This is a genomic window from Promicromonospora sp. NPDC110617, from assembly GCF_055598465.1.
Genome location: NZ_JBVKBM010000001.1, coordinates 1851012 through 1875348 on the forward strand (window position 1 = coordinate 1851012; position 24337 = coordinate 1875348).

Sequence of the window (24337 nt, forward strand, 5' to 3'; positions counted from 1 at the left end):
CCCGTCATCGGCCCGACGCCGCCAGCTCGCGCACGGCGTCGGCGACAGCGGGGGAGTCCTTGCGCAGGATACTGCCGTGGTTGCTCGTCACCTTGGAGCTCACCTTCAGGTGGGGGTTGCGGGCCAGGATCGGCTCGATGGTCCTGCGCATCTGCTCCTGCAGGTCGTCCCGGCTGCCCAGCGCCTCGCCAGAGGCGACGACGTAGCGGACCGGCACGGTCAGCTCCTCCAGGACCGGCGCCAGCGCGGCGTGCAGCCGGTGCGCCTCGATGGCGAGGTCGGCGTGCACCTCGGCGGAGAACCGCGCCGCGAGACCCGTCCGGCGGGCCAGCGGCATCATGAGCCGCATCCGCCGGAACACCTTGCGGATCTCCTCGTGGCCGGCCTCGTCGGTCCAGCCGGCGGGGTACGGGCCGTCGACGCCGACCACACCCCGCGTGCGCTCCGGGTTACGGTTCGCCCAGTGCACGCCGAGCAGTGCGCCGTAGGACCAGCCCACGAGCAGCGGCCGGTCCACGCCCCGGGCGGCCAGGACGGCGTCCACGTCGCGGAGGCAGGCCTCGAACGAGTAGTCGGTGGCAAGCCCCGACCGGCCGCGGGCCCGCTCGTCGAAGGTGATGTGCCGGTAGCCCGGCCCGAGGCCGGCGACGACGCCGCGCCAGTGCCGCTGCGAGGCGTACGAGCCGTTGAGGTAGAGGACGGGGATGCCGGGACCGCCGCTGTCGGTGACGGCAAGGGTCGTGTCGTCGACCGGCACCATCCCGGTCCAGGTCGCGGTGGTCGGTGTGCTTGCGCTCGAAGTGGTCATACGAGGAGCGTCCGGGTTGACCTCGGGTCAAGGTCAAGAGGTGTTTCCGAGGCCGGCCGTCGGTCCGTTGCGGGGCGGCCGCGGGCAGGCCGTCGAACGTAGTGTTGATCGGCTCATGAGCGCTCATGAGCCGACGAACACTACGTTCGGCTGAGGCCGAGGCCGGGCACTGATCGGGTGTCGGTGGCTGGTGGCATGGTGTGCGCCATGTCGCAGCAGATCACGACCCCGAGTGCCGAGGTGGCCGCAGTCCTGGCCGCCGTCGACGCCTTCGACTGGACCACCGTCTCGCACGCCTACGGGGACGCCACCGACCTTCCGGAGATGCTCCGGGCGCTCGCCCTCGACGAGGACACCGGGCCCGACAGTGCCGCCGGTGACCTGTGGGGCTCGATCTGCCACCAGGGCACCGTGTACTCGGCCTCGGCCGCGGCGGTTCCGTTCCTGGCCGGTCTTGCGGTCGCCGGTGCGGCCACCAAGCAGTGCGTCTGGCTGCTCGGCGCGATGGCCGAGAGTGAAGACACGGCCCCGGGCGCGGAGGAGGACGTGCGGAACGCGCTCCGCACCGAGGTCGGCCGCCTCCTTCCGTTCGCGTCGCACGCGGACCCCGACGTCCGCCAGGCCGCCGTGCACGCTTTCGGGCAGGCGCGCACCGCCGAGGTGCTGCCCACCCTCCGAGCGGTGCTGGAGCACGACGCGGCGCCGATCGTGCGTGCGGAGGCGCTGATCGCCCTGGTGCGCTGCGGCGCGCCGGACCGCGAAGCGCTGATCGCGGCAGCTCAGGGGGACGATGCCGACGCGGTGCGCCTGGCGAGCGTCTTCAGTGCCCTGGACGCCGGGCTGTCGTGGAGCGACCACCTCCGGGATGCCCTGCTGTCCGTCAGGGGCTACAACGGCATCGGCGCGCGCATGCTCGACGTCGACCGGGCCGAACCACTGTCCTGGGTGGTTGGTCAACTGTGTGACGGCGAGCAGGGGGACCAGGCGGCCAGGCTCCTGCTCGACGCCGCCGAGCGTGACACCGCCGACCTGCGGGCGGTGCTCTGGGCCGCACGCAAAGCCGTCGAGGCGTCCCGTGCCGCGACCGAGCTGCTGCGCCCCCTCGCCGTGCAGCACGCGGACAGCGACGACGGTCGCTGGCTCGCGGAGGCGATCGGACTGCGTCCGAGTCGGACGCCGGTGTTCCACCCCGGTGAGCTGACGACCACCCAGGCGCTCCGCATGACGACGGAGCCCGGCATCGACGAGCTGCGCGAGCTGGCGGCGGCGCCGCTGCCGGACTACGCCCAGCTCACCACCCCGGACATCGACCGGAAGCTGGTCGCGGCACAGGCTGTCTGGGAGCGCACGAACGACCCCTCGCTCGTGCTCCAGGCGGTGACGGAGGTCGCCGACCGGCTGTCCGCCCGGGACCGTTACAGCTGGTGGGGATACCAGTGTGCGGCAGCCGCGCGCGCCGCGGCCTTGCTCGGCCCGGCAGCAGCACCCGTCGAGGCCAGTCTGCGGAGCTTCCTGGCCGATCCCATCGCGCTCGCAGCCTCGGCGACGGCGCTGGTCCGGGCCGGCTACGATCTCGACGTCGATGACGTCGCGGGGCGCCTCGCCGGCCAGGCTGGCCAGTACGGCGACGACGACACCGTGACGGCGCTGGCCACGCTCGCCCCGCTCTTGTCCGAGGTGAGCGTGCGGCGCTGGCAGGAGGTGATCGATCAGGACCGGCGGCTGGTCAGCGGAGGCATCCGGGGGTCGGTCATCGCGGCCGACGAGCTGTTCCGGGCTGAGCTGCGGGAAGCGCTGGCGAGCCGCGCCGGCCGTTGAGGTAGCCGCCGCACGCATCGCCGCCGGCGACGTCGAACGTAGGGTTGGTCGGCTTGTGAGCGCTGATGAGGCGATCAACCCTACGTTCGACGGGCGCGGCTCGGCAGTTGTCGGCGCCGGGCCGGCGGCTCACACGCCGCGGTCCGGGGCGCCCATCTCGCCCGTGGCCGGGACGCCGTCCTCCAGGCCGTAGCGCAGGTACACGGTGCCGTTCGGGGTGGCGGCCGGCGGTTCGAGCAGCGACAGGTTGGAGGGCACCGCGCCGTCGTCGAACACCTTCTTGCCCACGCCCAGCACGATGGGGTGCACCCACAGGTCGAGGCGGTCGAAGAGCTTCTCGCGCAGGAGGGTCTGCACGAGGTTCACGCTGCCGACCACCCGGATGCTCTCGTGGCGGTCGCGGATCTCGCGGATCGCGGCGGGCAGGTCGGGGCCGAGCTGCGTGGACCCGGCCCACGGGAGGTCGGGCGTGCCGCGGGAGGCGACGTACTTGGGCACCCGGTTGAAGAGCTCGGCGATCTTGAAGTCCTCGTCACCCTCGTACTGCGGCCAGTAGGCGGCGAAGATGTCGTAGGTGCGCCGGCCGAGCAGCAGGGCGTCGGTGCCCTCGTAGGCGGCGTCGATCTGGGTGCCGGCGACGTCGTCGATCAGGGGTGCCTGCCAGCCGCCGAACGGGAAGCCGTCCGGGTCCTCCTCGGGGCCGCCGGGTGCCTGCGCGACGAGGTCGAGGGTCGCGAACAGCTCGATCTGGATGATGCCCATGGTGTGCTCCCTGATGAGTGGTCTCTGCCTCGTCGGGTAGACCTGGGGGAGCCGGCAGACTCATCGGCCGGGCGGCTCGGCTACTTCTCCCGGACGTCGACCAGCGGGAGCCCGCGGGCGGTGCGGGCGCGGTCGACGATGTCCTGCACCACCGCGGTCTTGCGGGCGCGGTGAAGAAGTGCGCGATGTCGGTACGCCGTGGGCCCTGCTGCCTGACCAGCACCAGATGTGCCTGCGGGCCCCGGGCGATGCGTAGCCACCCCAGCGCGGAGAGGCTCTCGAACCGGTCCTGGACCTCCGTGAACGCCCCGACCCGGACGGCGAGGTCGATGGCGGGCTTGGCCGTCATCCCAGGGATGGCCGTGGACCCGATGTGCTCGACGATCCAGGACGGCTCGACCTGGGACAGCTCGGCTGCTGCCCGTGTGAAGCTCTCCGGCCACCGCGGGTCATACTCCACGAGCATCTTCGCCTCCCCGACCACCCGAGGGTAGTGGGCCGCCCACCGACCCGTCGCCGTAAGGTGTCGGCACCATGACGGTGGCCTGGGAAGAGATGGATGACGGCGTTCGGCTGCGCACCTGGCGGTCGGGCCCGGCGGGTACGGGGCGGGCGCCGGTCGTCCTGGTCCACGGCGGGCCCGGGCTCCCGGACTACCTCGGTCCGGTCGCGGCCCTGATCGACGACCTGACCCTGGTCTACCGCTACGACCAGCGCGGCACGGGCGGGTCCGGGTGGAGCGGTCGGCACACCGTGGCCCGCCACGTGCAGGACCTCGAGAACCTGATGGACGCCTGGGGCCACGACCGGATGGTTCTGGTGGGGCACTCCTACGGGACCGATCTGGTCAGCTTCTTCGCGCTGGCGCACCCCGAGCGGGTCGCCGGTGTGGTCTACCTCTGCGGCCCCTTTGTGGGGCCGTGGCGCGAACCGACCCGCTCCGCGGAACGCGCGCGCCGCTCGGACGCCCAGCAGGCGCGGCTCGACCAGCTCGACGCTCTCACCGTCTGCACCGACGACGAGGAGATCGAGTACCTCGCGCTGTCGTGGTTCACCGACCACGCCGACCGGGACAACGCCTGGAAGTGGGCGCAGGCGTCCGTTCGCGCGATGCGGCCGATCAACTGGACGATGAACGCCCAGCTCAACGCCGACAAGCGCGTCGACCCGCTGGAGGACGCCGTCGTCCGGCTGCGGGATGTGCTGCCCGCCGGCACGGCGATCATCGGCGGTGCGGGAGACCCGCGGCCCGCCGCACTCCTGCGGCAGCTCGGCGCGGAGCTGGGCTGCGGCGTGACCGTCATCCCCGGCGCGGGGCACCACCCCTGGCTGGAGCGGCCGGGGGAGTTCCGGGCGGCGCTGCGGAGCGCCGTCGGGCAGCAGGGCGACGCACGGGGCTGACCCGGGCCCTCGGTTGTGCGGTCAGGGTGAAAGGGTCTACGGTGCTCTAAGTAGACTTACTAGTAACTCTACTGAACCTGACGACCCGACGGAGGAACCCATGTCATCGCCGACGCACCAGCAGATCAGCCGCCTGGTCGAGACCTTGCAGCGCACCGTCCCAGCGGGCGACGTGCTCACCACCGGTCCCGCCTACGACGCGGCCCTGCGCGTCTGGAACGGCGCCGTGACCGCCCGTCCGGGCGTCGTCGTCCGGTGCGCCGACCCGTCCGACGTCCGCGCCGCCGTGCAGGCCGCGCGGGAGCTCGGGGTACCGCTGTCGGTGCGCGGCGCCGGCCACGACTGGGCCGGCCGGGCGTTGCGCGACGGCGGCCTGACCATCGACCTCTCCGGCCTGCGCTCCGTGCGGGTGGACGCGGCGGCGCAGGTGGCGGAGGTGTCCGCAGGCGCCACGGCCGCCGACGTCGCTCTCGCGGCCCGGCCCTTCGACCTGGTCCCCGTAACCGGAACCGCCGGCTCCGTGGGCCTGGCCGGTCTGACGCTCGGGGGCGGCTACGGGCCGCTCAGCGGCCGGTTCGGGCTCGCCCTGGACAACCTGCTGTCGGCGGACGTGGTGCTCGCCGACGGCTCCGTCGTGACGGCCGACGTCCAGCGGGAGCCGGACCTGTTCTGGGCGCTGCGCGGGGGCGGCGGCAACCTCGGGGTCGTCACGTCGATGCGCGTGCGCCTCCACGCGGTGCCCACGCTGCTCTCCGGCCTCGTGCTGTACCCGTGGGCACAGGCGGACTCCGTGCTGGCCGGGCTATCGGACGTGCTGGCCGACGGGCCGGACGAGCTGACGGTCCAGTGCGGTGTCCTGGCCGGTCCGGACGGCGCGCCCGTGGTCTTCCTCTCGCCCACGTGGAGCGGCGACGACGCCGCGGCGGGCGAACGCGCGCTGGCGCGGCTCGACACCCTCGGCACACCCCTGGTCTCGCAGGTTGCCGCCACCACGCTGCCCGAGATGCTCGCGGGGATCGACGCGCAGTTCCCCTTCGGCCGGCACGTCGAGATCCGCACCCGGTCGGTACCGGCTCTCACCTCGGGGGTCCGGGACGCGCTGGGTCACGCTGGATCGACCCTGACGTCGCCACTCTCCGCCGTGTCGCTGCACAGCTTGCACGGAGCGGCCGCGCGGGTACCCGCGACGGAGACGGCGTTCGGCAACCGCGACCCGCACCTGATGGTCGAGGTCATCGCCCTCTGGGAGCCCGCCGACACCCGCGCGGCGGAGCACCGTGCCTGGGCGGACGGCGTGACCCGTGCCCTGGAGCCCGAGGCCCTGCCGGGCGGCTACCCCAACCTCCTCGGGTCGGACGACGCCGCGCAGACCGCGCACGCCTACGGCCCGAACGCCGAGCGGCTGCTCGCGGTGAAGCACCGCCTCGACCCGGACGGCGTCTTCCAGGCGATCGCGCTGCCGGAGCCGGCCACGCCCGCCCGGACCGGGGCGGACCGTTGACGGCCCCGCGAACCTCGGCCGTGGAAGTCCCGGCGAGCACCGCCCCTGTCGGTGCCGCCCCGGCGGCCAGGCCGCCCGGCGGGCTCGGGCCGCTGACCGGCCTCGTCGTCGAGCGCCTCCTCGTGACCGATGACGTCGCGGCGTCCAAGTTCGCCACGGGCTCGCCCATCGACGACCCCGAACGTGAGGACCGGGTGCTGGAACAGGTGCGCGGCCAGGCCGCCGAGGCAGGGGTGAGCCCGGAGGCCGCCGTGGTGTTCTTCCGGGACCAGATCACGGCCAGCAAGGTGGTGCAGCAGGGCCTGTTCGCGCGCTGGACCACGCACCCGGAGGAGGCCCCCACGACGCGGCCCGACCTCGGCCGGATCCGCGAGCGGCTCGACGCGCTCACCGCGGGCCTGCTCCGGGAGCTCGGGACCTCCCGGCGGGACGAGCCCGCGGCGTGCACCGCACGGCTCGCCGTCGCCGGCAGGTCGGGGGCGGCACGGCTGGACCCGCTGCACCAGCGGGCGCTCGCGGTGGCGACACGGTCCGTGTGCCAACCCCGCGAGCACGCCGCGCGGCCCTGAGCACGGCCTGCGTCGTCGGCCCGGCCGGTCAGCCCTGGTCGGCGTGCGCGGTCGCAGCCGAGGCCGCGCGCCAGGGCGCGCTCTCGCGCTCGATCCGCTCGGTCATCACCGCGCGGCGGTCCAGGGCGTCCGGACCGACGGGCAGGTGCAGCGGAAGACGTTCGCCCGAGGCCACCCGGTAGATGAGCGCCGCACTCTTGACCGGGTCGCCGAGCTGGGTGTGGTTGGCCTCGTCCGCCCACTCGAGCGTCGCGTGCGCGGGGCTGCCGTCGTAGGCCGTGATGCGGTGCGCGGGGAGCTGCACCGACGACGGGTCGAGGAAGTCGGTGCGGAGCACGCCGGGCTCGACCACCATGCTCCGGATGCCGAACGGCTCCAGCTCGGCGGCCAGGGCCTCGCTGATCCCGGCGACGGCGAACTTGGACGCGGCATACATGCTCACGCCCGGCTCGCCCTCGAACCCGGACCGGGACCCGATGTGCACCAGGGTGCCGCTGCCCGCGGCGCGCATGACCGGCAGGACGGCGCGGGTCGTGCTGATCAGGCCGAAGACGTTCACGTCGAACAGCGAGCGCGCCTCGTCGTCGGAGATCTCCTCCAGCGCGCCGAGCAGGCCGCGGCCCGCGTTGTTGACCAGCACGTCGATGGTGCCGAACCGGTCCACGACGGCCTTGACGGCGTCGTCGACCTGGCCCTGGTCGGTCACGTCGAGGCGCACGGGCAGCGCGTCGGAGTGGTCGCGGACGTCCTGCGGCAGTGCCTCGGGACGGCGGGCGGCCAGGGCGACGCGGTTGCCGCCGGCCAGCGCGGCGCGGGCGATCTCGAGCCCGAGGCCGCGGGCGGCGCGGGTGATCATCCAGACAGACATGGGACGGTTTCCTCTCGTGGGTGTTCCTGCTGTGCCGCGGTGGTCGCGACCGATCCATCGTCGGCAGCGGGCGCCGGGCGGTGAAGGCCCGTTGTTTCCTGGGACAGATTGGGCACCCCTCGGCGGCAGCGAGGGCTGGGCGGGGGCGGCAGACTGGAGTCATGTCCGACGAACGCGAGCCCCGGCTGGCCGACTTCCTGCGCGCGGCGCGCGCCCGCCTGACGCCGGAGCGCGCGGGCATCGCCGACGTCGGGCGGCGGCGCGTCCAGGGGCTGCGCCGTGAGGAGCTCGCGATGCTGGCCGGCGTGAGCGTGGACTACTACACCCGCCTCGAACAGGGCCGCAGCAAGAGCGCGTCGCCCGGGGTCCTGGACGCCATCGCCGAGGCACTACGGCTCGACGACGCCGAGCGGGCCCACCTGCACGCGATCGCGCGGCCCGCACCGACGCGCCGCCGTCGGGCAGCCAGGCCGCAGCGCCTCCACCCGGCGACCAGGGCCCTGCTCGACACGTTCGAGACCGTGCACCGGCCGGCCTTCGTGCTGGGCCGCCGGCTGGACGTGCTGGGCCAGAACCGGCTCGCGGCGCTCCTCGTCGCGGACTTCGAGAGCCTGCCGGCGGCCGAGCGGAACCAGGCGCGGTTCGTCTTCCTCGACCCGCACGCCCGCGAGCTCTACGTCGACTGGGAAGAGGTCGCGGCCGACACCGCCGCGATGCTGCGGATGGACGCGGGCCGGCACGCCGACGACCCGGCGCTCAGCCGGCTGGTCGGGGACCTGTCGATCCAGAGCCCCGACTTCCGGCGCCTGTGGGCGCGCCAGCGGGTCCACCAGCGCGGCACCGGCACCAAGCGCTACCACCACCCGCTGGTCGGGGACCTCACGGTCACCTACCAGGCGCTCGTACCCGGCGACGACCCGGACCAGACCCTGATGGTGTACGACACCGAGCCCGCCTCCGGCTCCGCGAACGCGTTGCGGCTGCTCGCCGCGAACACGGCGGCGCCGCGTGTGCCGCAGCGCCGCTGACCGCTCATCCCCGCCGCGCGAGGAGGATGACCAGCGACCAGATCACCACCAGGGTGAGGGCGATGATGATCGAGCTCCAGACCGGGTAATAGGGCAGGAACGCGAAGTTCGCGATGCTCGCCAGCATGGCGAGCGCGAGCCCCGCGAGGTACGCCCAGGTCTGCCGGGCGAGGACGCCGAGGCCCGCGGCGAACGCGGCGGCGCCCACGCCGATGTGGATCCAGCCCCACGTCGTCACGTCGAGCTCGTAGACGTACTCGAGGCTGATCATGGTCGACCTGTCCGACACCAGGGCCGAGATCCCCTGGAAGATCTGGAACAGAGCCGCCAGGACGAGCACCGTCCCGGCGAAGCCGGACGAGGTGAACGTGACGGAGGTCGGCGGTCCGTAGCTGGCGACCGGGGTGAGCCCGGGGTACGGATCGGCCCCGGGGGCGTGCGTGCCGGTCATGGTGGCTCCTTGCCGAGGGCACCTGCGGTGAGTCTCCTCATCTCAGCGCTGCGGTGGCCCCGTGGCCTCACCCGTTCCTGGTGAACCTCAGGCGCGTCCGGACGTCGCCGCCGGCCGCACGCCGAACCACTGCTCGGCGTCCCACGCCTCGAACCGCTCCTCCTCGACGAACCCCAGCCTGGCCGCGAGGCGCATCGAACGTTCGTTGGCGGACTGCGTGACCAGCACGACCGGCTCGTCCGGGATCTCGCCGGCGAACCAGTCGAGCGCCGCCGCGCAGGCCTCGGCGGCGTACCCCTGTCCCCACGACTCCGGGAGGAACAGGTAGCCCAGCTCGACCCTTCCGACGGCCGGGCCGATCAGGTAGTCCCCGTCGCGCCGGTCGAGCTGGACCAGCCCGATCATCGCTCCGTCGAGGTCGACGACGAACTGGCCCGGGTGCGCCTTCGGTACCGCGGAGATCGTGCGCTCGAGCTCGTCGCGCGGCCGGGCGCCGCCGATGTACGTGCCGACCTCGGGGGAGGCGCTCAGCTCGATGATCGCCGCGCGGTCCGCGGCGACGGGCTGCCGGAGCAGGAGCCGCTCGGTCCTGATGGGGGCGGGTGGCCAGGCGATGGGTCCGAGGTCTGCCATCTGCGCAGAGTAGCGGGCGTGGGATCCGAGACCATGGCCGGGGGTCTCAGCGGAGGTCCTGGTGCAGTCGAGGGCTCAACCCGGACAAGTTACAGAGCTGTCCGATGGAGTGTCGTGTGATTCCGCACGCCGAGAAGATTGGCGCAGATTACTACAAGGGGACGCCTAAGTGGGTTCCGCGAGAAGCGATTGGTGCAGTATCTTCCAGGTTGCGGGACAAGGTTGACCTCGCATTCAATCGCCGCTGGATTCGGAAGGAAGTTCGCTCCGGTTCGAGTATCGTAGATGTTGGTGACCGTGTTTCGGGTGCAAGCACTCTCAGGTCGAGCGAATTCTACGAAATGGAGCAGCAGGAGCTTGTTGGGTATGGAAATGTCTGGAGGGATTTTCAGAATTGATTAGACTGCGCCGCATTTCGCAGACAAAGATCCTTAGGCGTCCAGTCTACGAGGTTGAGATTTCTCATGCAGCGGACCGGCCAATTGATCGACAAGTAACTACAAACCCGAACCGCCTCATTGAGCCCCTGATCGGAGTGGCGGAGACGGTTGCGCTCATAGCGGCAGCGCGCAGGGCTTGGCAGTTCAGGGACGGGTCATGGACCGACTATCGGTGGTATGGAAGTTGATGTCGCCATCGCTGGTGACCTACTAGGGCAGGTTGTGGCGCGCGTAGGTTAGCACCAGTGTGACCGCGCGCCCGGACGCCATGGCCAAGTCCTGGTGCTGTTCAGGTGGGCAGGTTTGGGAATGGCAGGTCCGGGTGATCAGCTCGGTCGCATAGCGGGACTCGGCCCAGTCGTGCTGTGACACCACATCGGCTCGGGACCTGGCGTAGACAACCTGCCGACCGGACGCAAGGACCGCGGTGCTATCTGCTATTCCTTTCCTCTGACCAGCGGCGCCGCAGTTCGGAACGCAGATCACTCATGGGCACGACCGCGGCGCTGAATGGCACTCGGCGCCGTCCAGCACGTGGGAAATGCCTTGCCAACTTCGAGGGTTGACTGCGTTGTTTGAGCGACGATGGCCGCCATTTCGGCTAGGCCCGAATGTTTTCCCGGGAACGTCAAGACTGCATCGGTCTCAACTCTCGTTCAATTACAGAATGCGGCGCTAAATGGCGACGAAGTCAGTGCGACTGGGCGGCCTCGTTGGATCGCCGATCACGCGGATAGTATTGACCACGCTCTTATAACTGTGTTTTCACTCGAGTATCCTGGTTGGTATCGGTGCTCCGTGGTCCCGGACGGCGATGATTTGCGCATGCGCACGTTTACTCTCGGAATTTCTTTTGGAGATTTTGCACGCTTGTCCGATACTTCTCGGGCCGAGGCAGCGGTATTGCTGCGCAGGCTTCTTGGTGATCGAGAGCCGACTCCTCTGGATCCAAGATAGATCGATGGCAAGACTTGCCATGGGTATACAACGTTCGCGGTTCCCCAAAAGGAACGACCTGGCTCAAGCGACCCAACTGTCCCGCCGTACCGGCATGAGGAGGACGACGGCGTTCGGACCGTGCACCGCGGCGAGGCGCATCGCGTCGCGCTCGCCGACGGTGAGCAGCAGGTCGGCGTCGCCGAAGGAGCGGACGGCTTCGGTGAGGTACGCCCGGTCGAAGGCGATGGTGCCCGGCGCGTCGCCGACACGGACCTCGGCGGGATCGAGGCCGATCAGGACCAGGTCGCGCCGTCCGGCCTCCGCCCCGCTCCTTGCGGGGTTCCGCAGGACCTGTTCCAGCAGTTCAGGCGCCGGTACGGTCATGCCGGCGGGGACGGGCTCTCCCGGCCAAGACGCATGCGCCGCGAGAAGTGCCTGGTAGTCGGGGAACAGTGCATCGACGGGCCCGCCGTCCAGGCCGCCAAGAACTATTCGGTGCGCGGCGAGGGACACGTCGACCCGGCTCGTCTCCGCGCGGTCCAGATAGGCGTCCACGACCGTGACCGGCACGATGACACGGACCGCCGGACCCGTCACACACGCCACCGGCACGCCCGCGACGGCCATCCGGTGGCGGTCCGTGGCGACGAGCCGGAGGCCGGCGTCGTCGACGTCGAACAGCACGCCGTGCAGGGCCGGCCAGTCAGGGTGGTGCCCGACGGCGTGCCGCACGGATCCGAGCGCGGCGCGCAGCGCCGCGGCGTCGACCGTGAAGTGGGTGGTCGTCGCCAGGAGCTCGCGCACGTCGGTGAGGTGGGCGGACGCCGTGGCGAGCTCGGCCTCCAGCCGGCGCTGGTGCGCGTCGACGACCCGGCGGGCGGTCACGGAGTCGCTGGTGATGACGCGGCAGATGTCGGCGACGGGCATGCCCGTCTGGCGCATCCGGGCGACCAGCCGGCCGCGTTCCACCTGGTCGGGCGCGTACCAGCGGTAGCCCGTGGCGGGGTCGACGCGCGTGGGGCGGAGCAGGCCGGCGGCGTCGTAATAGCGGAGGGCGCTGACGGGGAGGCCCGACGCGCGCGAGAACGCGCCGACGGTCAGCATCGTTGCGAGGTGCACGGGTACAGCATCGACCCTCGACCCGGTCGAGGGTCCAGTCGGCTCACGACGACGGTTCGTCGGTCACGACCGCGCGGCCCGCGCGAAGCCGCGTTGCCGCCGCGGCGCAGAGTCCGAGCACGACGGCGCAGCAGCCCAGGGCGGCACCGGGGGAGACCTGCTCGGAGAGCGCGCCGAGCAGGTTGTTGGACACCACGACCGGCGCGAGCTGCGCCAGCACCGTCCACGCCTGGACCCGCGCCAGGTGGGTGCGGGGCGCGCTGCCCAGCACGAACGGCGCCAGGTGCGCGACGGCGACGCCCGTCCCCGCCCCGACGACGACGGCCGCACTGGCCACGAGCACCGGCGTGTTCGCGGAGGCGAGCAACGCCACGCCGGCCGACGTCGCTGCCAGCCCCAGCGCCACGGCCCGCCCGGTCCGGCGGGTCGTCCCGGTCCGGGCGACGACGAGCGCGGCGCCGATCGACCCTGCGGCCTGCGCGGAGACCACGACCCCCGTCGTCCCGGCGCCCCACCCGGAGGCCTGCCCCAGCAGCGGCACGAGCAGCGACGACACCGGCAGCACGGCGGCGGCCACGGCACCGGTCAGCCCGAGTGCCGCCGCGAGGCCGCGCGTCCGGGCGACCACGCGGGCGCCGTCGGACAGGGAGCGCCAGAACGGCTCCGCAGAAGGGCCGACGCTGCGCGCGGGCCGGATCACCGAGAGGACGAGCAGGACGACGGCGAAGCCGGCGGCGTCGGCGACCGCGATCGCGGGCAGGCCGACGGTGGCGACCAGGATGCCGCCGAGCGGGGCGCCGACCAGCAGCACCGCCTGGCTCAGGCCCTGGCGGAGGGCCATCGCGTGGGGGAGTGCGGCGTCGTCCACGAGGCGGCGGGGCATCGAGCCGAGGGCGGGCAGGGAGAACGCGGAGACCACGCCGGAGGCGAGGGCGGCGGCGAGGAGGAGCCACGGCGTCGGACCGGTGGCGCGGAGCGCGATCGCGAGGGCCAGGCAGACCGCGACCATGGTGGACTCGGTGCACAGGAGCAGGCGTCGGGCGCCGACCCGGTCCGCGACCGAGCCGCCCACCAGCACCAGGAGCAGCCGCGGCAGGCCGGACGCCGTCAGGACGAGCGCCGCGACCTGGCCGCCGTGCGACGCCGCGGCCCAGCCGAGGGCGAACCAGAGGACGGTGCTGCTGAGCTGGCTGAGGGTGCTCGCGGCGAGGAAGGCGAGCCAGGCGCGGGGGAGCTTGACGGGCATGGCTGGGAGCCTGGGGGATCGAGCGGGTCGAGGGTCAACCGGCCCGCTTGCCGAGGGGCTCGGGGTGGTCGACGCCGGACTACGATCGAGTGTGCGACTGTTCGAGAACCTGACCGCGACGCAGCGTCCTGCCTGGCCGGAGCTCCAGAGGCTCGTCGGCGAGGCTTCGGTCTCCGTCGAGATCCTTGCCCCCGACGACGCGACCAGCCGGCGCACGCTCGAACAGCTCCAGGTGACGACGGCGTCGTACCTGGGCGCCGTCGTCGTGCATACCGGTGGGCTGCTGATCGATCACGGGTGGTTGCGGGTGTACGGGAGCCCGGGTGGCTCGGGGAGCGTGCCGGGGCTGGCCGGGGTGAACGAGTTCCCGCTCGTGCCCGAGACCTCCTGGTATGCGGCGCACGGGCTCGTCGTCGCGCACGACGTGCTTGGCGGGACGTACGTGCTCAACGGGCCGCACCCCGGATCGGTCGGGCGGCCGGGGAATCCCGGCGAGATGACCTATCTCGCGCCTGACACGCTCCAGTGGGAGCCGCTGGAAGCGGGCTACGCGGCGTGGCTCGCGTGGGTGCTCGACGGCGGGCTGGCCGACTTCACGGAGGGCCTGCGGTGGGACGGCTGGGACGCCGAGACCCGCGGCCTGAGCGGCGACAGCGGGCTGAACTTCTACCCGCCGCTGTGGTCGAAGGAGGCACACGAAGACCTGGGTGCGACGAGCCGGGCGGTGGTGCCGATGTCGGAGCTGGTCGGGATGGCGCGGTCTACCGCTGAGCAGATCGACGGGGTTGATCTCGGGGCGCTGGGGACGTTCGGCTGATCCGGGGTACCGATAAGGTCCCTGGTCATGCCGCCGACTCGCTTGCGTCGACACCTGACCCTCTGGCTGATCGTCGTACCGGCAGGGGTGCTCGGGGTCGCCCTGGCGCTCGCGCTCGTCGCCGCAGGCGCCTCCATGACGATCGACAGCTGGCGGGCGACGCACGGTGGGATCCGAGGGGAGTTCACCTCGTACGGTCCCGAGTGCTTCCGGCGCTGCAGCTGGAACGACGGTGAGTTCCGGTCCTACGACGGAACCTACGAGCTCGCTGACGCGAGTCTCTGGAGCTTGGGCGGCAGCGGCGACCCGCCGAGGGCTACCGGGGTGACGGTGTACCCCGTCGTCGTCGCACCTGGTGGTGAGACCGTCTACTACCCCGACGACAAGACCTGGATGTTCTCCTGGCTCATGGCGGCCGCTGGACCGGTCGTGGCGTGGCTGATCGTCGCCCGGGCGCGGGGGTTCAGAGATCGGCTGCTCGAACGCGCCGGCTGACCGCCGGACTGATCCGACCAGGTGGTGACCCAGTAGCCTCCGGGCCATGAGTCTGGGTGTGCTGTACGTCGTGGTGACCGCTGCCGGAGCGACCCGGCAGGTGCCGTCCCGGCTTCTGCCGCTCGCTGCCGACCAGGGCTGGGACGTGCACGTCCTGGCCACCGAGCAGGCGGTGGACAGCTTCCCGGAGGCGATACGGCAGATCGCGAAAGCGACGGGGCGCCCGGTGCGGACGGACTTCCACACGACGGTCGGGTACTCGCTGCCCGATCCGGACGCCGTGATCGTGGCGCCGGCGACCTACAACACGATCACCAAGTGGGCACTCGGCATTGCGGACACGTACGTCCTGACCCGCCTCGCCGAGCAGGTCGGCCGGGGTGTCCCGATCACCGCGGCGCCCTACACGAACGTCCGGTTCGCCGCCCACCCCACCTACCAGGGGAGTCTGACCACCCTCAAGGAGTGGGGCGTGAACGTCGTGATCGGTCCGAGCGAGCCGCACGAGCCGGGTGATGGGGCGGCGGACGACTTTCCGTGGGACGACATCCTCGCGACGGTGAGGCCCGCGGGGAAGCCGTGACGCCTGCCGTCAACGCATCCGGGTCACGTGTCGTAGATGCCGTCCCACGGCTCGGAGAATCCGAGCTGGTTCGGGTACAGCTCGGCCCAGTTGTCGTCGGTCTCGTCCTCGCCGTGCTGTTCGATCACCAGCCCGAAGAGAACCTCGTCGAACTCGATCTGGAACGGGCGGATCGCGATGTCCGTGTACTCACGACCTGGCAGTGACTCGAGAAGCTGGTCGAGTCGCGCGTACGCCCGGGTCACCGGGGCGTCGCCAGGCGCGGTGTCCTGCAGTCGGCGTTCCTCGCCGGAGGATCCGGCGCGCCAGATGTCCGAGCCGACGTGGTGCCCCTCGGCGTCGAACCTGTGCAGGACGGCGAAGATGTGCTTGTGGTCCTCCCACGGCCCCCACGCGTGGGTATAGCCCTGGCGGAACGCGGACGTGACGCACGCGAAGAACTGGCCGCCCTCGAAGCGGCCGATCGTGTCGGTGCGGTAGTCCGGCCTGTAGGCGATCGGGATGACGTCCGGTACTGGCATGGCCGAGACCCTAGCGCCGCGATGGGGCGCCGGTTGAACCATCCGGCCCCAGGGACCGGAGGTATCGCCGTCGATAGGCGCGTTGGGCGATCAGGACGAACGGGAAGAGCCCTCGCCACAGGCCACGCCCAGCACGGGTGAGGGAGCGCAGCGTGAGGCTCACGGTCCCGTCGTCGTCCCGGTGGACGATGAACGCCTCCTCCCCGGAGACCGGGTGACCCGTCAGGGTGCCGTAAGCAAGTGCGGCCCGGGCGTCGGTCGAGACCGTCGTGATGATCTCGACGGGTTCGCGCACGCGGAAGGGGCCGATGCGGGCGACGAGCCAGTAACGCTCGCCCGGACGTGCTTGTTGTTTGGCGGCGAGCGGCGGGTCGACGGCGAAGCCACTGCGGGTCTTGATGCCCCAGGAGAGCACCGCCGCCGAGGCCATGTCCCAGAGGTCGGCGCCGGAGCCCAGTCGGATGGTCTGCTCGTACGCGCGCCATCCGTCGGGCGGCTGCCACTGTTCCTCGGCGGGTGTTGTGCCGCCCACGACGGTGTAGCCGATCGCGTGGCGGCTGAGGTGGATGGTCGAAAGGCTCGTCAGGCTGTCCGGATCGCCGCCGTTGTCGGCGATGGCGGACCGCACGGCGGCCTCCTCGGCGGGGGCGAGCGCGAAGGCAGCGCTGGTGCCTGTGTCGTTCGCATCCCAGATGGGCCGACCATGTACGCCGATGCCGGTGCAGCCGATGCTGAACGGCGACAGCGTCAGAGCGAGATCGAAGTCCTCGTGGACGCGGGGATCAAGCGTGAGTGAGATGTCACTGCCTCGGTTCGCTGCCAGACGGTCTTCGGCCCGCCGAACGGTGTTGCCCACGCTCTCCGGCCAGTCGCGGTCGGAGTAGATGTCGACCTCGACCCTGGCCAAGCGGTCGCGCTGGGCGATCAGGGCGCCCCTGATCGCAGCCTCGGTGGTGCTGCGATCCGCGCCGTCGGCGACGCCGAACCAGCGACTGTTGTCCTCGTCGGCCATCCTGCTCACGCGCCACATCTTGCCCGAGGCGAGATCGGGCAGGTTACCGCCGCACGGCTGAGCCGCCTGGCAGACTGCCTCGATGCCGTTCCGGAAGATCTCGTTGGAGGGCCGGCTGACGGTGATCGCCGGCCCGCGGCCGCCATCGGCCGACGGCTTCTGCTCGGATCGGCTCCAGGTCCTGCACTGGCGCGTCGACGAACCGTTCGCCGACGACGGGACACACCTGCATCGGTCGAGCGACGAGGTCTACGTCGTACTGGAGGGCGCCATCGACGTGGAGGTCGACGGATCGCGGATCACGGTGGCGGCAGGGGAGGCGCTGACAGTCGGTGCAGGCGTCTCCCATGCGCTTGTCGCTGTGCGGTACCCAGCACGGGGCCTGACCATTCGTGGTCCCGCGGTCGACGACAAGGTGGTCACCGGCTGACGCCCCTCGTGAGGAGGCTCCCGGCATACTGGCCGCGTGAGTCCTTCACGTCACCAGGCCATGACCGACGAGCGCGAGGTCCTGGACGACGTCGCCGGCGTGCTCGGGACAGAGGTCACCCTCCTCGGCCGCCTACCCGGAGGCGTCAACGGAGGTGCCGTACGTGTTCGCCTGGCCGGCAGAGCGGATGCCGTGCTCAAGGCAGTACCCCGCGCACACCCCGGCCACCTGGACGAGACACTGCGTGCCCAGAGAGTGGTCGAGCACATGCGTGGGCGCGGCTATCCGACCCCGGCCTGGCTCGGGGTGGGGGCCACGGCCACGCAGGTGTGGCACCTGACGGACCTCGTCGACGCCGCTCCCGCGCCCGAGTTGACCTCGTCCCTCGTCGAGCAGCTGATGGAGATCATAGAGCTCCAGGCCGGCCAGGCCTCCGAGCCGTACGACCACTGGTCGTACGCCTGGCGGGTCGCCACCGGCCAGGATGCCGCCCGGCCGGATCTCGACGAGACGCCGGAGCAGTCGTTCCTCCGCCGGTCCATTGCCGGACTCTCGGGCTATTCCTCCGAGGTGTCGACCCTGGTCGAGCGCCTGCGCCTCGTGTGTGCCGCCGTCCCGCCACCACCAGAGGCACCTGACATGGTCCATGCCGATCTCGCGACTCCCAGCAACATCCTGGTCCGCGACGATGCGGTGGTGGCGGTCGTGGACATCGGGAACGCAGGGAGCGGCACGCGGGCAACGGATCTGACCGCCCTCGCGTGGTACACCTTCCAGGATCCGCTGCTGGACGGCGTCCGAGGGCGGCTGTGGACGAGAATCGTCGACCTGGTCGGCGGGGACGGAGCGGTGATGCTCGCCGCGGCGCACATCCTGCACATGCTCGAGATCCCCGTCCGTCTCGGGCGTCACGATGCCGTTCCGGCGGTGGTCGAGCGGGGCCATCGCACGCTCGACGAACTGAACGCGCGCTAGATCAAACGCCGATCCGGGTCCAGGTACCGTCTCAACCTGCGAGGGGTCCGGCGCGTGGATGAGGGCAGGCCGGTGGAGGTGGCGGCTTCCCAGAGCTAGGCGCGCGACGACGGCGTGGCAGCTCGCCCCAGCCGGCTGGCCAGCTGATCGGCCAGCGACTTCGCGCGTGCCAGCTCCTCGATGATCCGACGGACCGCGTAGTCCCCGCCGGGCACGAGATACCCGGGGACCTCAGGCCATGGACCCGTCGGCGTGGAGTGCGCGACGTCGAAAGCGGCGGCCGGGTTGTCGCGCCGGATACCGCCGGCGTCGAGCAGCTCCATCGCGGCCTTCCACGCACGGTTCATGCCTCGGTCCCGTCGGTCGGTGGTCTCTTCCCCCACCGTTGTCGCGGTGAGCACTGATCCAGCGTCGCCGGGTGACGGCCGCCCCGCCAGGGACCAAAGTCCCGTTGCGTCCGGGCCGACGTCGCGACGTCCCGCACTAGGCTGAGCCGCATGCCCGACCGCGTGCTCAAGGTGCCCACCCTCGACGAGGTCGCGCAGCGGGCAGGGGTGTCGCGTTCGGTGGCGTCCCGGGCGATGAACAACGCCCGTAACGTGAGTCCGGCCAAGCGAGAGGCGGTCGCCCGGGCGGCGACCGAGCTCGGCTACGTCCCGAACGCGACGGCCCGCGCCCTGGCGACGAGCACGGGCGGCTCGGTCGTCCTCGCCGTGTCCGACGACGACCCCGCGCTGTTCGGCGACCCCTTCTTCTCCCAGGTACTCGTCGGCGTGGCGGGTGCCCTTGACCGGTCGGAGCTGGACCTGACGCTCATGCTCGCGTCGTCGGAGCGCGGCCAGGCCCGGCTCGAGCGCGTGCTGCGGTCCCGGCGCTCCGACGGGCTGATGCTCATGGCCCTGCGCGGGGACGACCCGCTGAACCGGCTCGTGGCGGCGACCGAGCTGCCGGTCGTGGTCGGCGGCCGGCCGCTGCGCGGCGAGGCGCGGTGGTACGTCGACGTCGACAACCGGGGCGGTGCCCGCCTCGCCGCCGAGCACCTGCTCGGATCCGGGCGCACCCGCATCGCCACCATCACCGGCCCGATGGACCTGCAGGCGTCGGTCGCCCGGTACGACGGGTTCGTCGACGCCATGGCGGTGGCGGGACGTCGCTCGGACCTGGTCGAGCACGCCGACTTCAGCTTCGAGGGCGGTGCCCGCGCGATGGAGCGGCTGCTCGCCGTGCACCCCGACCTCGACGGCGTCTTCGCCGCCTCGGACAACATGGCGGCCGGCGCCGTCCGCACCCTCAAGGCGCAGGGACGGCGCGTGCCCGACGACGTCGCGGTGGTCGGCTTCGACGACCTGGAGATCGCCCGGCACACGGAGCCGGCGCTCACCACCGTCAGCCAGCCGATCCGTGGCCTCGGTCAGGAGATGGCCACGATGCTGGTGCGCCTGATCGGTGGTGAGTCGCCGACCCCGGTCATCCTGCCGACCCGCCTGGTCGTGCGGGCATCGGCGCCGGGCTGGGCCTGACCCTGCTCCGGGCGGGATCAGTACTGCGTGTACCTGACCCACTCGTAGGTCGCCGTCCGCTGGCCGGTGTAGTTGAACGGCCCGAGCCAGCCGTCGACGCCGGTGCCCGGCCACAGGTTCATCATGATGCGCTGCGGGCGGGTGGGGAGCGGCCCGCGCGAGCCGTTCTCCTGGTGGACGAGGCGACCGTCGACGAACCAGTTGATCGTGCCGCCGTTCCACCACTCGATGGCGTAGTCATGGTACCCGGCCGCGGCGTCGAAGCCGAGGTTGATGACCGACTCGTGGCCGCCGACGCCGTTCGTGAAGTAGTTGGTCTGCATCTGCCACGTGTTCTTGCCGAGGATCTCGACGTCGATCTCGTCCCACGGCTGGCCGTCGCTCGGCCCGGTGTAGGTGAAGAACGAGGTGACGATCCCGGACCCGGACGCCGCCTTCATCCGGGCCTCGAAGCGCCCGTAGGAGTACAGCTCGTTGCTGCGGTACTCCCCGGAGGCGTACGGCCTGCCGGAGCAGCCGCCCGGGCAGGAAGAGTTGTCCAGGTTGAGGCCCAGGACGCCGCCGTTGTGCCAGACGTGGTCGGCCCGCCAGCCCGCGTTGAACATGCCGCCGTTGGTCCAGCCGTCGGCCTTGTGCCAGCGTCCGGTGTTGTAGGTGTCGAGGTTGTCGGTGAAGCTGCCACCGACCGCGGCGGCCGGGGGCGTCAGGCCTGGTGTCGCCGAGAGGCCGAGCAGCAGGCCGAGGGCCAGCGCCGGGGCCAGGCCCAGGATTCGGCGTCGGCGTCGGGAGGGGGAGCGGTGCTGGGTCGTCGTTGATCGCATGCGTGCCTCCGTTGGTAGGTGTGGCGGGTGGTGGTGGCGCGGCGCCCTCAGTGGCGGACGCCGTCAGGGGTGGGTGTGGAGCGGCGGCTGGGCGAGCTCGATGAGTTCCCGTGCCTGCTCGGGGAACCACTGGCCGGCGGGCGGGTCGACCATGCCGCGCTCGGGGTCCTCCGGTCCGCCGAGTCCGCGGAAGCACTCGCCGTCGGACTCGCCGGGGATCTTGATCCACAGCAGGGCGTCGACCAGCTCGTTGCCGGTGTCGGTCGTGGGCCGCAGGCCCAGTCCGCGGTCCGGCGGGTTGCACCACGTCTCGGCGTCGGGATAGACCCCCGCGGGCGCGGCCCAGGCGCCGCGGCCGTTGCGGCTGGTGTCGACGACGAAGTGCGTGGTGGGCTCGACGTCGCCCAGCACCAGCTCGTAGCGGGAGTCGATGCCGGCCGTGTTCAGCGCCGGGTCTGTCGCCGTCGGGCTCCAGACGCCCTGGTTGGACAGGGTGACGCCGGTCCAGTCGTTCGCCGGACCGCCGCTCCAGTACTGGTTGCCGCAGCCCGCGTAGTCGCCGGGCGCTACGTGGGTGACGTAGGCGATGCACTGGGACACCCAGGTGCCGTAGGCGACGCTGTTCTCGGTGAACTCGTAGTTGGACACGTTCAGGAAGAACCCGTCCGCGCGCTCGACGCCGGCCTTGACGAGCCGGTCGGCGGACTCACCGACGTTCAGCCAGGACGCGCCCGTGCCGTCGAGGTACACGACGGCGTTCGGCAGCTCCTGCAGCCGGTCGACGGCGTAGTTGAGCATCTCGAAGCGTTCCGCCGCGGCGTCCCGGCCGGTGGTCTCGGGGTCGTACTCGGGTGGCCGGCAGTTCTCGAGCTGCCCGTCCAGCGTCGTGTACCAGGGGATGACGCCGAGCCCGTCCGGCTCGAGGACGACAGCGACCGACTCGCGCCCGATGCCGGCCGCGAAGCCGTCGATCCACGCCTTGTACTCCTCGACGTCACGGGCGCCGCCGGCCGAGTAGAGCGCGCAGTCGCGGAACGGGATGTTGTACGCGACCAGCACGGGGACCTTGGTGCCGGTGCGCTTGACCAGCTTGTGGACGTCCTTCTTGACCTCGGCGGGCGTGCCGTCCGTGAACCAGGTGGAGCTGGGGATCGTGCTGAGCAGCAGCGCGTCGCGCTTGGCCTGCCCGTGGAGGTCGTGCGCCGCCTCCTTCGTGGAGCTCTGGGGGTTGTTGTAGAGCGTGGTCCCGGGGCCGAGGACGTCGTTGGCCGCCCAGGCGTGGGTGGCGCCGCCGCTGCTGAGGAGGGCGGTGCCGAGTGCGCACGCGGTGAGTGCGGCCAGGAGCCGGCGGGGTCGTTTCATGCGGGTTCTCCCAAGGTCTCTGCGAACGCGTCATTGCGTGTTCGTCGCGGTGCTGCATGGGACGTGCACAGAACTGGAACATTGTGGAAGCGCTCCCAGTTCGACCACGGTGTTGGGAGGTGGGGGAGCGTGTCAAGGGTGGCCGGGCTGGGATGAGGCGCTTCGGTCAACGAGAAACTGCCCTGTGCGGCCGCGCCCCGGCCTGGTTGCTGGCGTTCGTAGTGCGGGCGCGGCATCGTTGCCCCACGGACGCCGCGTTGTGCGTTCCGGGGGATTGCGGACAGGGGTACGGGGATGAAGCGGCGACGTGATCGGCTGGCAGGCCGACGTCGGGCACTGGGCCTGAGCCAGGAGGCACTTGCCGAGCGGCTGGGAATTGAGCGCACCACGGTCGCTCGCTGGGAGTCCGGCGAGACCCAGCCCTTGGCGTGGTTCCGGCCGCGTCTCGCCAACGTCCTTCAGCTCTCGGTTGACGACCTTGACGTGATGATCCGTAATGTCGATGAGCATGCTGACACTGGTGGGCGCAAGCAGTCGAGGTTACGTATCGCAATCTGCGGCAGCCGGGTCGCGGGCAGCGACGCAGGACTAATCGATGCGACAGTCGCCGAGCTTGCCCGGCTCGTGGTGTCGGAGAACCTCGACGTCAACCATGGTCCGATCGGCGTGGGCATCGAAGTCATGACGTACGTGGCGGACCAGTTCCGACCTTCTGGATTCACCATGACTGCGGCGCTGTTCGAGCACGAGAACGTGGTCCGTGGCGCGGACCTGTTCCTCGTCGTCGGTGGTGGAGCGGGGACCGCTGCGGAGGTGACGCTCGCACGGCAGGCTGGCAAGACGATCGTGCCGTTCCCCCGCACCGGCGGCACCGCGAGTCGCTGCTACGAACAGATGCGAGCTGATCCACGTCATCATGGTGGCCTTGCGGGGTCCGTTCTCGACGAGATCGGGGCCTGTGAGAACGCGGCACAGTACGGAATGCTCGTAGAGCGCATCGTCTCGATGAAGGTGGAGGCCCGAAATTGACCAGCCGACCGTATGTCGTGCTTTCTGTGGCGGCGAGTCTGGACGGGTACATCGACGACGCGACGCCTGAGCGGTTGCTGTTGTCCAACGACGAGGATTTCGACAGGGTCGACAGCGTGCGTGCCGGTGTCGACGCGATCCTCGTGGGGGCGAGCACGATCCGGGCGGACAACCCTCGTCTGATGGTCCGCTCGGAGGATCGTCGTGCGAAGCGGCTTGCCGACGGGCAGCCGGAGACCCCCGTAAAGGTGACGATCACGGCCAGCGGAGATGTCGATCCCCAAGCGAAGTTCTTCGCGACCGGTGACATCGACAAGATCGTGTACACCACGGCTGCCGCTGCACCGGCCTTGTCCGATCGGATGGGACCTGCCGCTACGGTCGTGGGACTCGGGGACGGTGTCGATCCGGCCGATGTCCTGGCCGACCTGGCCGAGCGTGGCGTGGAGCGCTTGATGGTCGAAGGCGGCGGGACGATTCATACGATGTTCCTGTCCGCTGGACTCGTGGACGAGCTGCACGTGGTGTTCGCACCGTTCTTTGTCGGCGATGCGAGCGCACCGCGCTTCGTCAACCCCAGCGGCTTCCCGCAAGACAGCAAGCATCGAATGGCTCTTGTCGAGACGCGTGCTATCGGTGACTGCGTGCTGCTGCGCTACCTTCCGCAGCGATGAACGAGTTTCGCGAGTCCCGAGACAGGGCTCTTCTCGAGCAGTCCATCGGACTGGCATGGCGCTGCCCTCCGTCCGAGACTGCGTTCTCGGTCGGGGCGATGATCGTGGCCGATGATGGGACGGTGCTGGGCACGGGGTGGTCGCGCCGGGGCGATCCTCACGAGCACGCCGAAGAAGCCGCGCTGGCGGATGTCTCCGAGGCGGATCGCGACCTGCTTGCCACTGCCACGCTCTACACCTCGCTTGAACCGTGCAGCACGCGTGCGTCACGCCCCGTCACCTGCACCCAGCACATCCTGCAGGCCGGAATCCCGCGGGTCGTGTTTGCGTGGCGCGAGCCCGACTTGTTTGTCGACTGCGTCGGTGCCGAGACACTGCGTGCCGCTGGCCGTGAGGTCCTTGAGCTGGCCGAACTGGCCGCCGCTGCGCGTGAACCCAATGCGCACCTTCTCCCGTGAACCGCAGTCTGCGTCCGACAGCGACGGATCCCACGACGCGTGACTCCGTTGACGGTC

At 71.1% G+C, this 24337-nt stretch carries 26 protein-coding genes and 1 pseudogene; 14 read left to right on the top strand and 13 right to left on the bottom strand.

Going from position 1 to position 24337, the window contains the following annotated elements:
- Nucleotides 1–4: 4 nt before the first annotated feature.
- Nucleotides 5–808: an alpha/beta fold hydrolase gene (locus ACZ7LE_RS08130; protein WP_470402780.1), complete on the bottom strand. Its 804-nt coding sequence runs from the start codon at nt 806–808 to the stop codon at nt 5–7.
- A gap of 207 nt (nt 809–1015) precedes the next feature.
- Between ACZ7LE_RS08130 and ACZ7LE_RS08135 the strand changes: the two genes are divergently transcribed.
- On the top strand, nt 1016–2626 hold the full coding sequence (locus tag ACZ7LE_RS08135) for a HEAT repeat domain-containing protein (RefSeq protein ID WP_470402781.1): 1611 nt from the start codon (nt 1016–1018) through the stop codon (nt 2624–2626).
- A 129-nt stretch (nt 2627–2755) separates the two neighbouring features.
- On the opposite strand, the gene ACZ7LE_RS08140 is transcribed toward ACZ7LE_RS08135, so the two are convergent.
- Entirely contained in the window at nt 2756–3388 is a 633-nt protein-coding gene (locus ACZ7LE_RS08140) for a dihydrofolate reductase family protein (RefSeq protein WP_470402782.1), read from the bottom strand.
- 190 nt (nt 3389–3578) lie between these two features.
- Nucleotides 3579–3854, bottom strand: a pseudogene (locus ACZ7LE_RS08145) (GrpB family protein); the annotation flags it as partial.
- Between the two features lie 68 nt (nt 3855–3922).
- Here ACZ7LE_RS08145 and ACZ7LE_RS08150 point away from each other — a divergent pair.
- The 3 genes from ACZ7LE_RS08150 to ACZ7LE_RS08160 all read left to right on the top strand — a co-directional run bounded on the left by ACZ7LE_RS08150 (nt 3923) and on the right by ACZ7LE_RS08160 (nt 6859).
- Nucleotides 3923–4789, top strand: coding sequence for an alpha/beta fold hydrolase (locus tag ACZ7LE_RS08150; protein WP_470402783.1), 867 nt, complete (start codon nt 3923–3925; stop codon nt 4787–4789).
- A gap of 100 nt (nt 4790–4889) precedes the next feature.
- Complete coding sequence (locus ACZ7LE_RS08155) at nt 4890–6290, top strand: FAD-binding oxidoreductase (protein WP_470402784.1); 1401 nt, start codon at nt 4890–4892, stop codon at nt 6288–6290.
- 20 nt (nt 6291–6310) lie between these two features.
- The gene (locus tag ACZ7LE_RS08160; RefSeq protein WP_470402785.1) at nt 6311–6859 is read left to right on the top strand and encodes a chorismate mutase; all 549 of its coding nucleotides are present in this window, start codon (nt 6311–6313) and stop codon (nt 6857–6859) included.
- A 28-nt stretch (nt 6860–6887) separates the two neighbouring features.
- Here the strand turns inward: ACZ7LE_RS08160 and ACZ7LE_RS08165 are convergent, their stop codons facing one another.
- Nucleotides 6888–7727 (bottom strand): SDR family oxidoreductase, encoded by an 840-nt coding sequence (locus tag ACZ7LE_RS08165; RefSeq protein WP_470402786.1) that lies wholly within the window; start codon nt 7725–7727, stop codon nt 6888–6890.
- A 161-nt stretch (nt 7728–7888) separates the two neighbouring features.
- On the opposite strand from ACZ7LE_RS08165, the gene ACZ7LE_RS08170 reads away from it, so the two are divergent.
- Nucleotides 7889–8755: a helix-turn-helix transcriptional regulator gene (locus tag ACZ7LE_RS08170; RefSeq protein ID WP_470402787.1), complete on the top strand. Its 867-nt coding sequence runs from the start codon at nt 7889–7891 to the stop codon at nt 8753–8755.
- 4 nt (nt 8756–8759) lie between these two features.
- Here the strand turns inward: ACZ7LE_RS08170 and ACZ7LE_RS08175 are convergent, their stop codons facing one another.
- The 4 genes from ACZ7LE_RS08175 to ACZ7LE_RS08190 form a co-directional block, all read right to left on the bottom strand.
- On the bottom strand, nt 8760–9206 hold the full coding sequence (locus ACZ7LE_RS08175) for a DUF7144 family membrane protein (protein ID WP_470402788.1): 447 nt from the start codon (nt 9204–9206) through the stop codon (nt 8760–8762).
- Between the two features lie 87 nt (nt 9207–9293).
- Nucleotides 9294–9839: a GNAT family N-acetyltransferase gene (locus ACZ7LE_RS08180; protein WP_470402789.1), complete on the bottom strand. Its 546-nt coding sequence runs from the start codon at nt 9837–9839 to the stop codon at nt 9294–9296.
- A 1460-nt stretch (nt 9840–11299) separates the two neighbouring features.
- Nucleotides 11300–12337 carry a DNA polymerase III subunit beta family protein gene (locus ACZ7LE_RS08185; protein ID WP_470402790.1) on the bottom strand — a complete coding sequence of 346 codons (1038 nt, stop codon included), beginning with the start codon at nt 12335–12337 and terminating at the stop codon, nt 11300–11302.
- Nucleotides 12338–12380: 43 nt separating this feature from the next.
- Nucleotides 12381–13583 carry an MFS transporter gene (locus ACZ7LE_RS08190; RefSeq protein ID WP_470402791.1) on the bottom strand — a complete coding sequence of 401 codons (1203 nt, stop codon included), beginning with the start codon at nt 13581–13583 and terminating at the stop codon, nt 12381–12383.
- A gap of 91 nt (nt 13584–13674) precedes the next feature.
- On the opposite strand from ACZ7LE_RS08190, the gene ACZ7LE_RS08195 reads away from it, so the two are divergent.
- Genes ACZ7LE_RS08195 through ACZ7LE_RS08205 form a run of 3 tightly spaced genes read left to right on the top strand, consistent with a single transcriptional unit; the run spans nt 13675 to nt 15478 of the window.
- The gene (locus ACZ7LE_RS08195) at nt 13675–14400 is read left to right on the top strand and encodes a DUF2625 family protein (protein ID WP_470402792.1); all 726 of its coding nucleotides are present in this window, start codon (nt 13675–13677) and stop codon (nt 14398–14400) included.
- A gap of 27 nt (nt 14401–14427) precedes the next feature.
- Nucleotides 14428–14895, top strand: a complete 468-nt coding sequence (locus ACZ7LE_RS08200; protein WP_470402793.1) for a hypothetical protein — start codon at nt 14428–14430, stop codon at nt 14893–14895.
- 46 nt (nt 14896–14941) lie between these two features.
- Complete coding sequence (locus ACZ7LE_RS08205; protein WP_470402794.1) at nt 14942–15478, top strand: flavoprotein; 537 nt, start codon at nt 14942–14944, stop codon at nt 15476–15478.
- A gap of 23 nt (nt 15479–15501) precedes the next feature.
- On the opposite strand, the gene ACZ7LE_RS08210 is transcribed toward ACZ7LE_RS08205, so the two are convergent.
- Together ACZ7LE_RS08210 and ACZ7LE_RS08215 are read right to left on the bottom strand one after the other, a co-directional pair.
- Nucleotides 15502–15999: a hypothetical protein gene (locus tag ACZ7LE_RS08210; protein ID WP_470402795.1), complete on the bottom strand. Its 498-nt coding sequence runs from the start codon at nt 15997–15999 to the stop codon at nt 15502–15504.
- A gap of 10 nt (nt 16000–16009) precedes the next feature.
- Nucleotides 16010–17011 carry a DUF1990 family protein gene (locus ACZ7LE_RS08215; RefSeq protein WP_470403293.1) on the bottom strand — a complete coding sequence of 334 codons (1002 nt, stop codon included), beginning with the start codon at nt 17009–17011 and terminating at the stop codon, nt 16010–16012.
- A gap of 82 nt (nt 17012–17093) precedes the next feature.
- Here ACZ7LE_RS08215 and ACZ7LE_RS08220 point away from each other — a divergent pair, with 82 nt between their 5' ends.
- On the top strand, nt 17094–17441 hold the full coding sequence (locus ACZ7LE_RS08220) for a cupin domain-containing protein (RefSeq protein WP_470402796.1): 348 nt from the start codon (nt 17094–17096) through the stop codon (nt 17439–17441).
- 60 nt (nt 17442–17501) lie between these two features.
- Nucleotides 17502–18416, top strand: a complete 915-nt coding sequence (locus tag ACZ7LE_RS08225; RefSeq protein WP_470402797.1) for a phosphotransferase — start codon at nt 17502–17504, stop codon at nt 18414–18416.
- A 95-nt stretch (nt 18417–18511) separates the two neighbouring features.
- Here ACZ7LE_RS08225 and ACZ7LE_RS08230 read toward each other — a convergent pair whose 3' ends face one another.
- Nucleotides 18512–18763 carry a hypothetical protein gene (locus ACZ7LE_RS08230; protein WP_470402798.1) on the bottom strand — a complete coding sequence of 84 codons (252 nt, stop codon included), beginning with the start codon at nt 18761–18763 and terminating at the stop codon, nt 18512–18514.
- Nucleotides 18764–18913: 150 nt separating this feature from the next.
- Between ACZ7LE_RS08230 and ACZ7LE_RS08235 the strand changes: the two genes are divergently transcribed.
- Entirely contained in the window at nt 18914–19936 is a 1023-nt protein-coding gene (locus ACZ7LE_RS08235) for a LacI family DNA-binding transcriptional regulator (RefSeq protein WP_470402799.1), read from the top strand.
- Between the two features lie 17 nt (nt 19937–19953).
- Here the strand turns inward: ACZ7LE_RS08235 and bglS are convergent, their stop codons facing one another.
- Both bglS and ACZ7LE_RS08245 read right to left on the bottom strand, forming a co-directional pair.
- Entirely contained in the window at nt 19954–20757 is an 804-nt protein-coding gene (bglS, locus tag ACZ7LE_RS08240; RefSeq protein WP_470402800.1) for a beta-glucanase, read from the bottom strand.
- 63 nt (nt 20758–20820) lie between these two features.
- On the bottom strand, nt 20821–22119 hold the full coding sequence (locus tag ACZ7LE_RS08245) for a glycoside hydrolase family 6 protein (RefSeq protein ID WP_470402801.1): 1299 nt from the start codon (nt 22117–22119) through the stop codon (nt 20821–20823).
- A gap of 294 nt (nt 22120–22413) precedes the next feature.
- On the opposite strand from ACZ7LE_RS08245, the gene ACZ7LE_RS08250 reads away from it, so the two are divergent.
- From ACZ7LE_RS08250 to ACZ7LE_RS08260, 3 genes are read left to right on the top strand one after another with little or no spacing between them, the layout of a single operon-like run.
- A complete protein-coding gene (locus ACZ7LE_RS08250) occupies nt 22414–23148 on the top strand; it encodes a helix-turn-helix transcriptional regulator (protein ID WP_470402802.1) in 735 nt (244 codons plus the stop codon).
- A 17-nt stretch (nt 23149–23165) separates the two neighbouring features.
- Complete coding sequence (locus tag ACZ7LE_RS08255) at nt 23166–23822, top strand: RibD family protein (RefSeq protein ID WP_470402803.1); 657 nt, start codon at nt 23166–23168, stop codon at nt 23820–23822.
- On the top strand, nt 23819–24280 hold the full coding sequence (locus tag ACZ7LE_RS08260) for a deaminase (protein WP_470402804.1): 462 nt from the start codon (nt 23819–23821) through the stop codon (nt 24278–24280). The genes ACZ7LE_RS08255 and ACZ7LE_RS08260 overlap by 4 nt, the downstream gene beginning before the upstream one ends.
- Nucleotides 24281–24337: the final 57 nt, after the last annotated feature.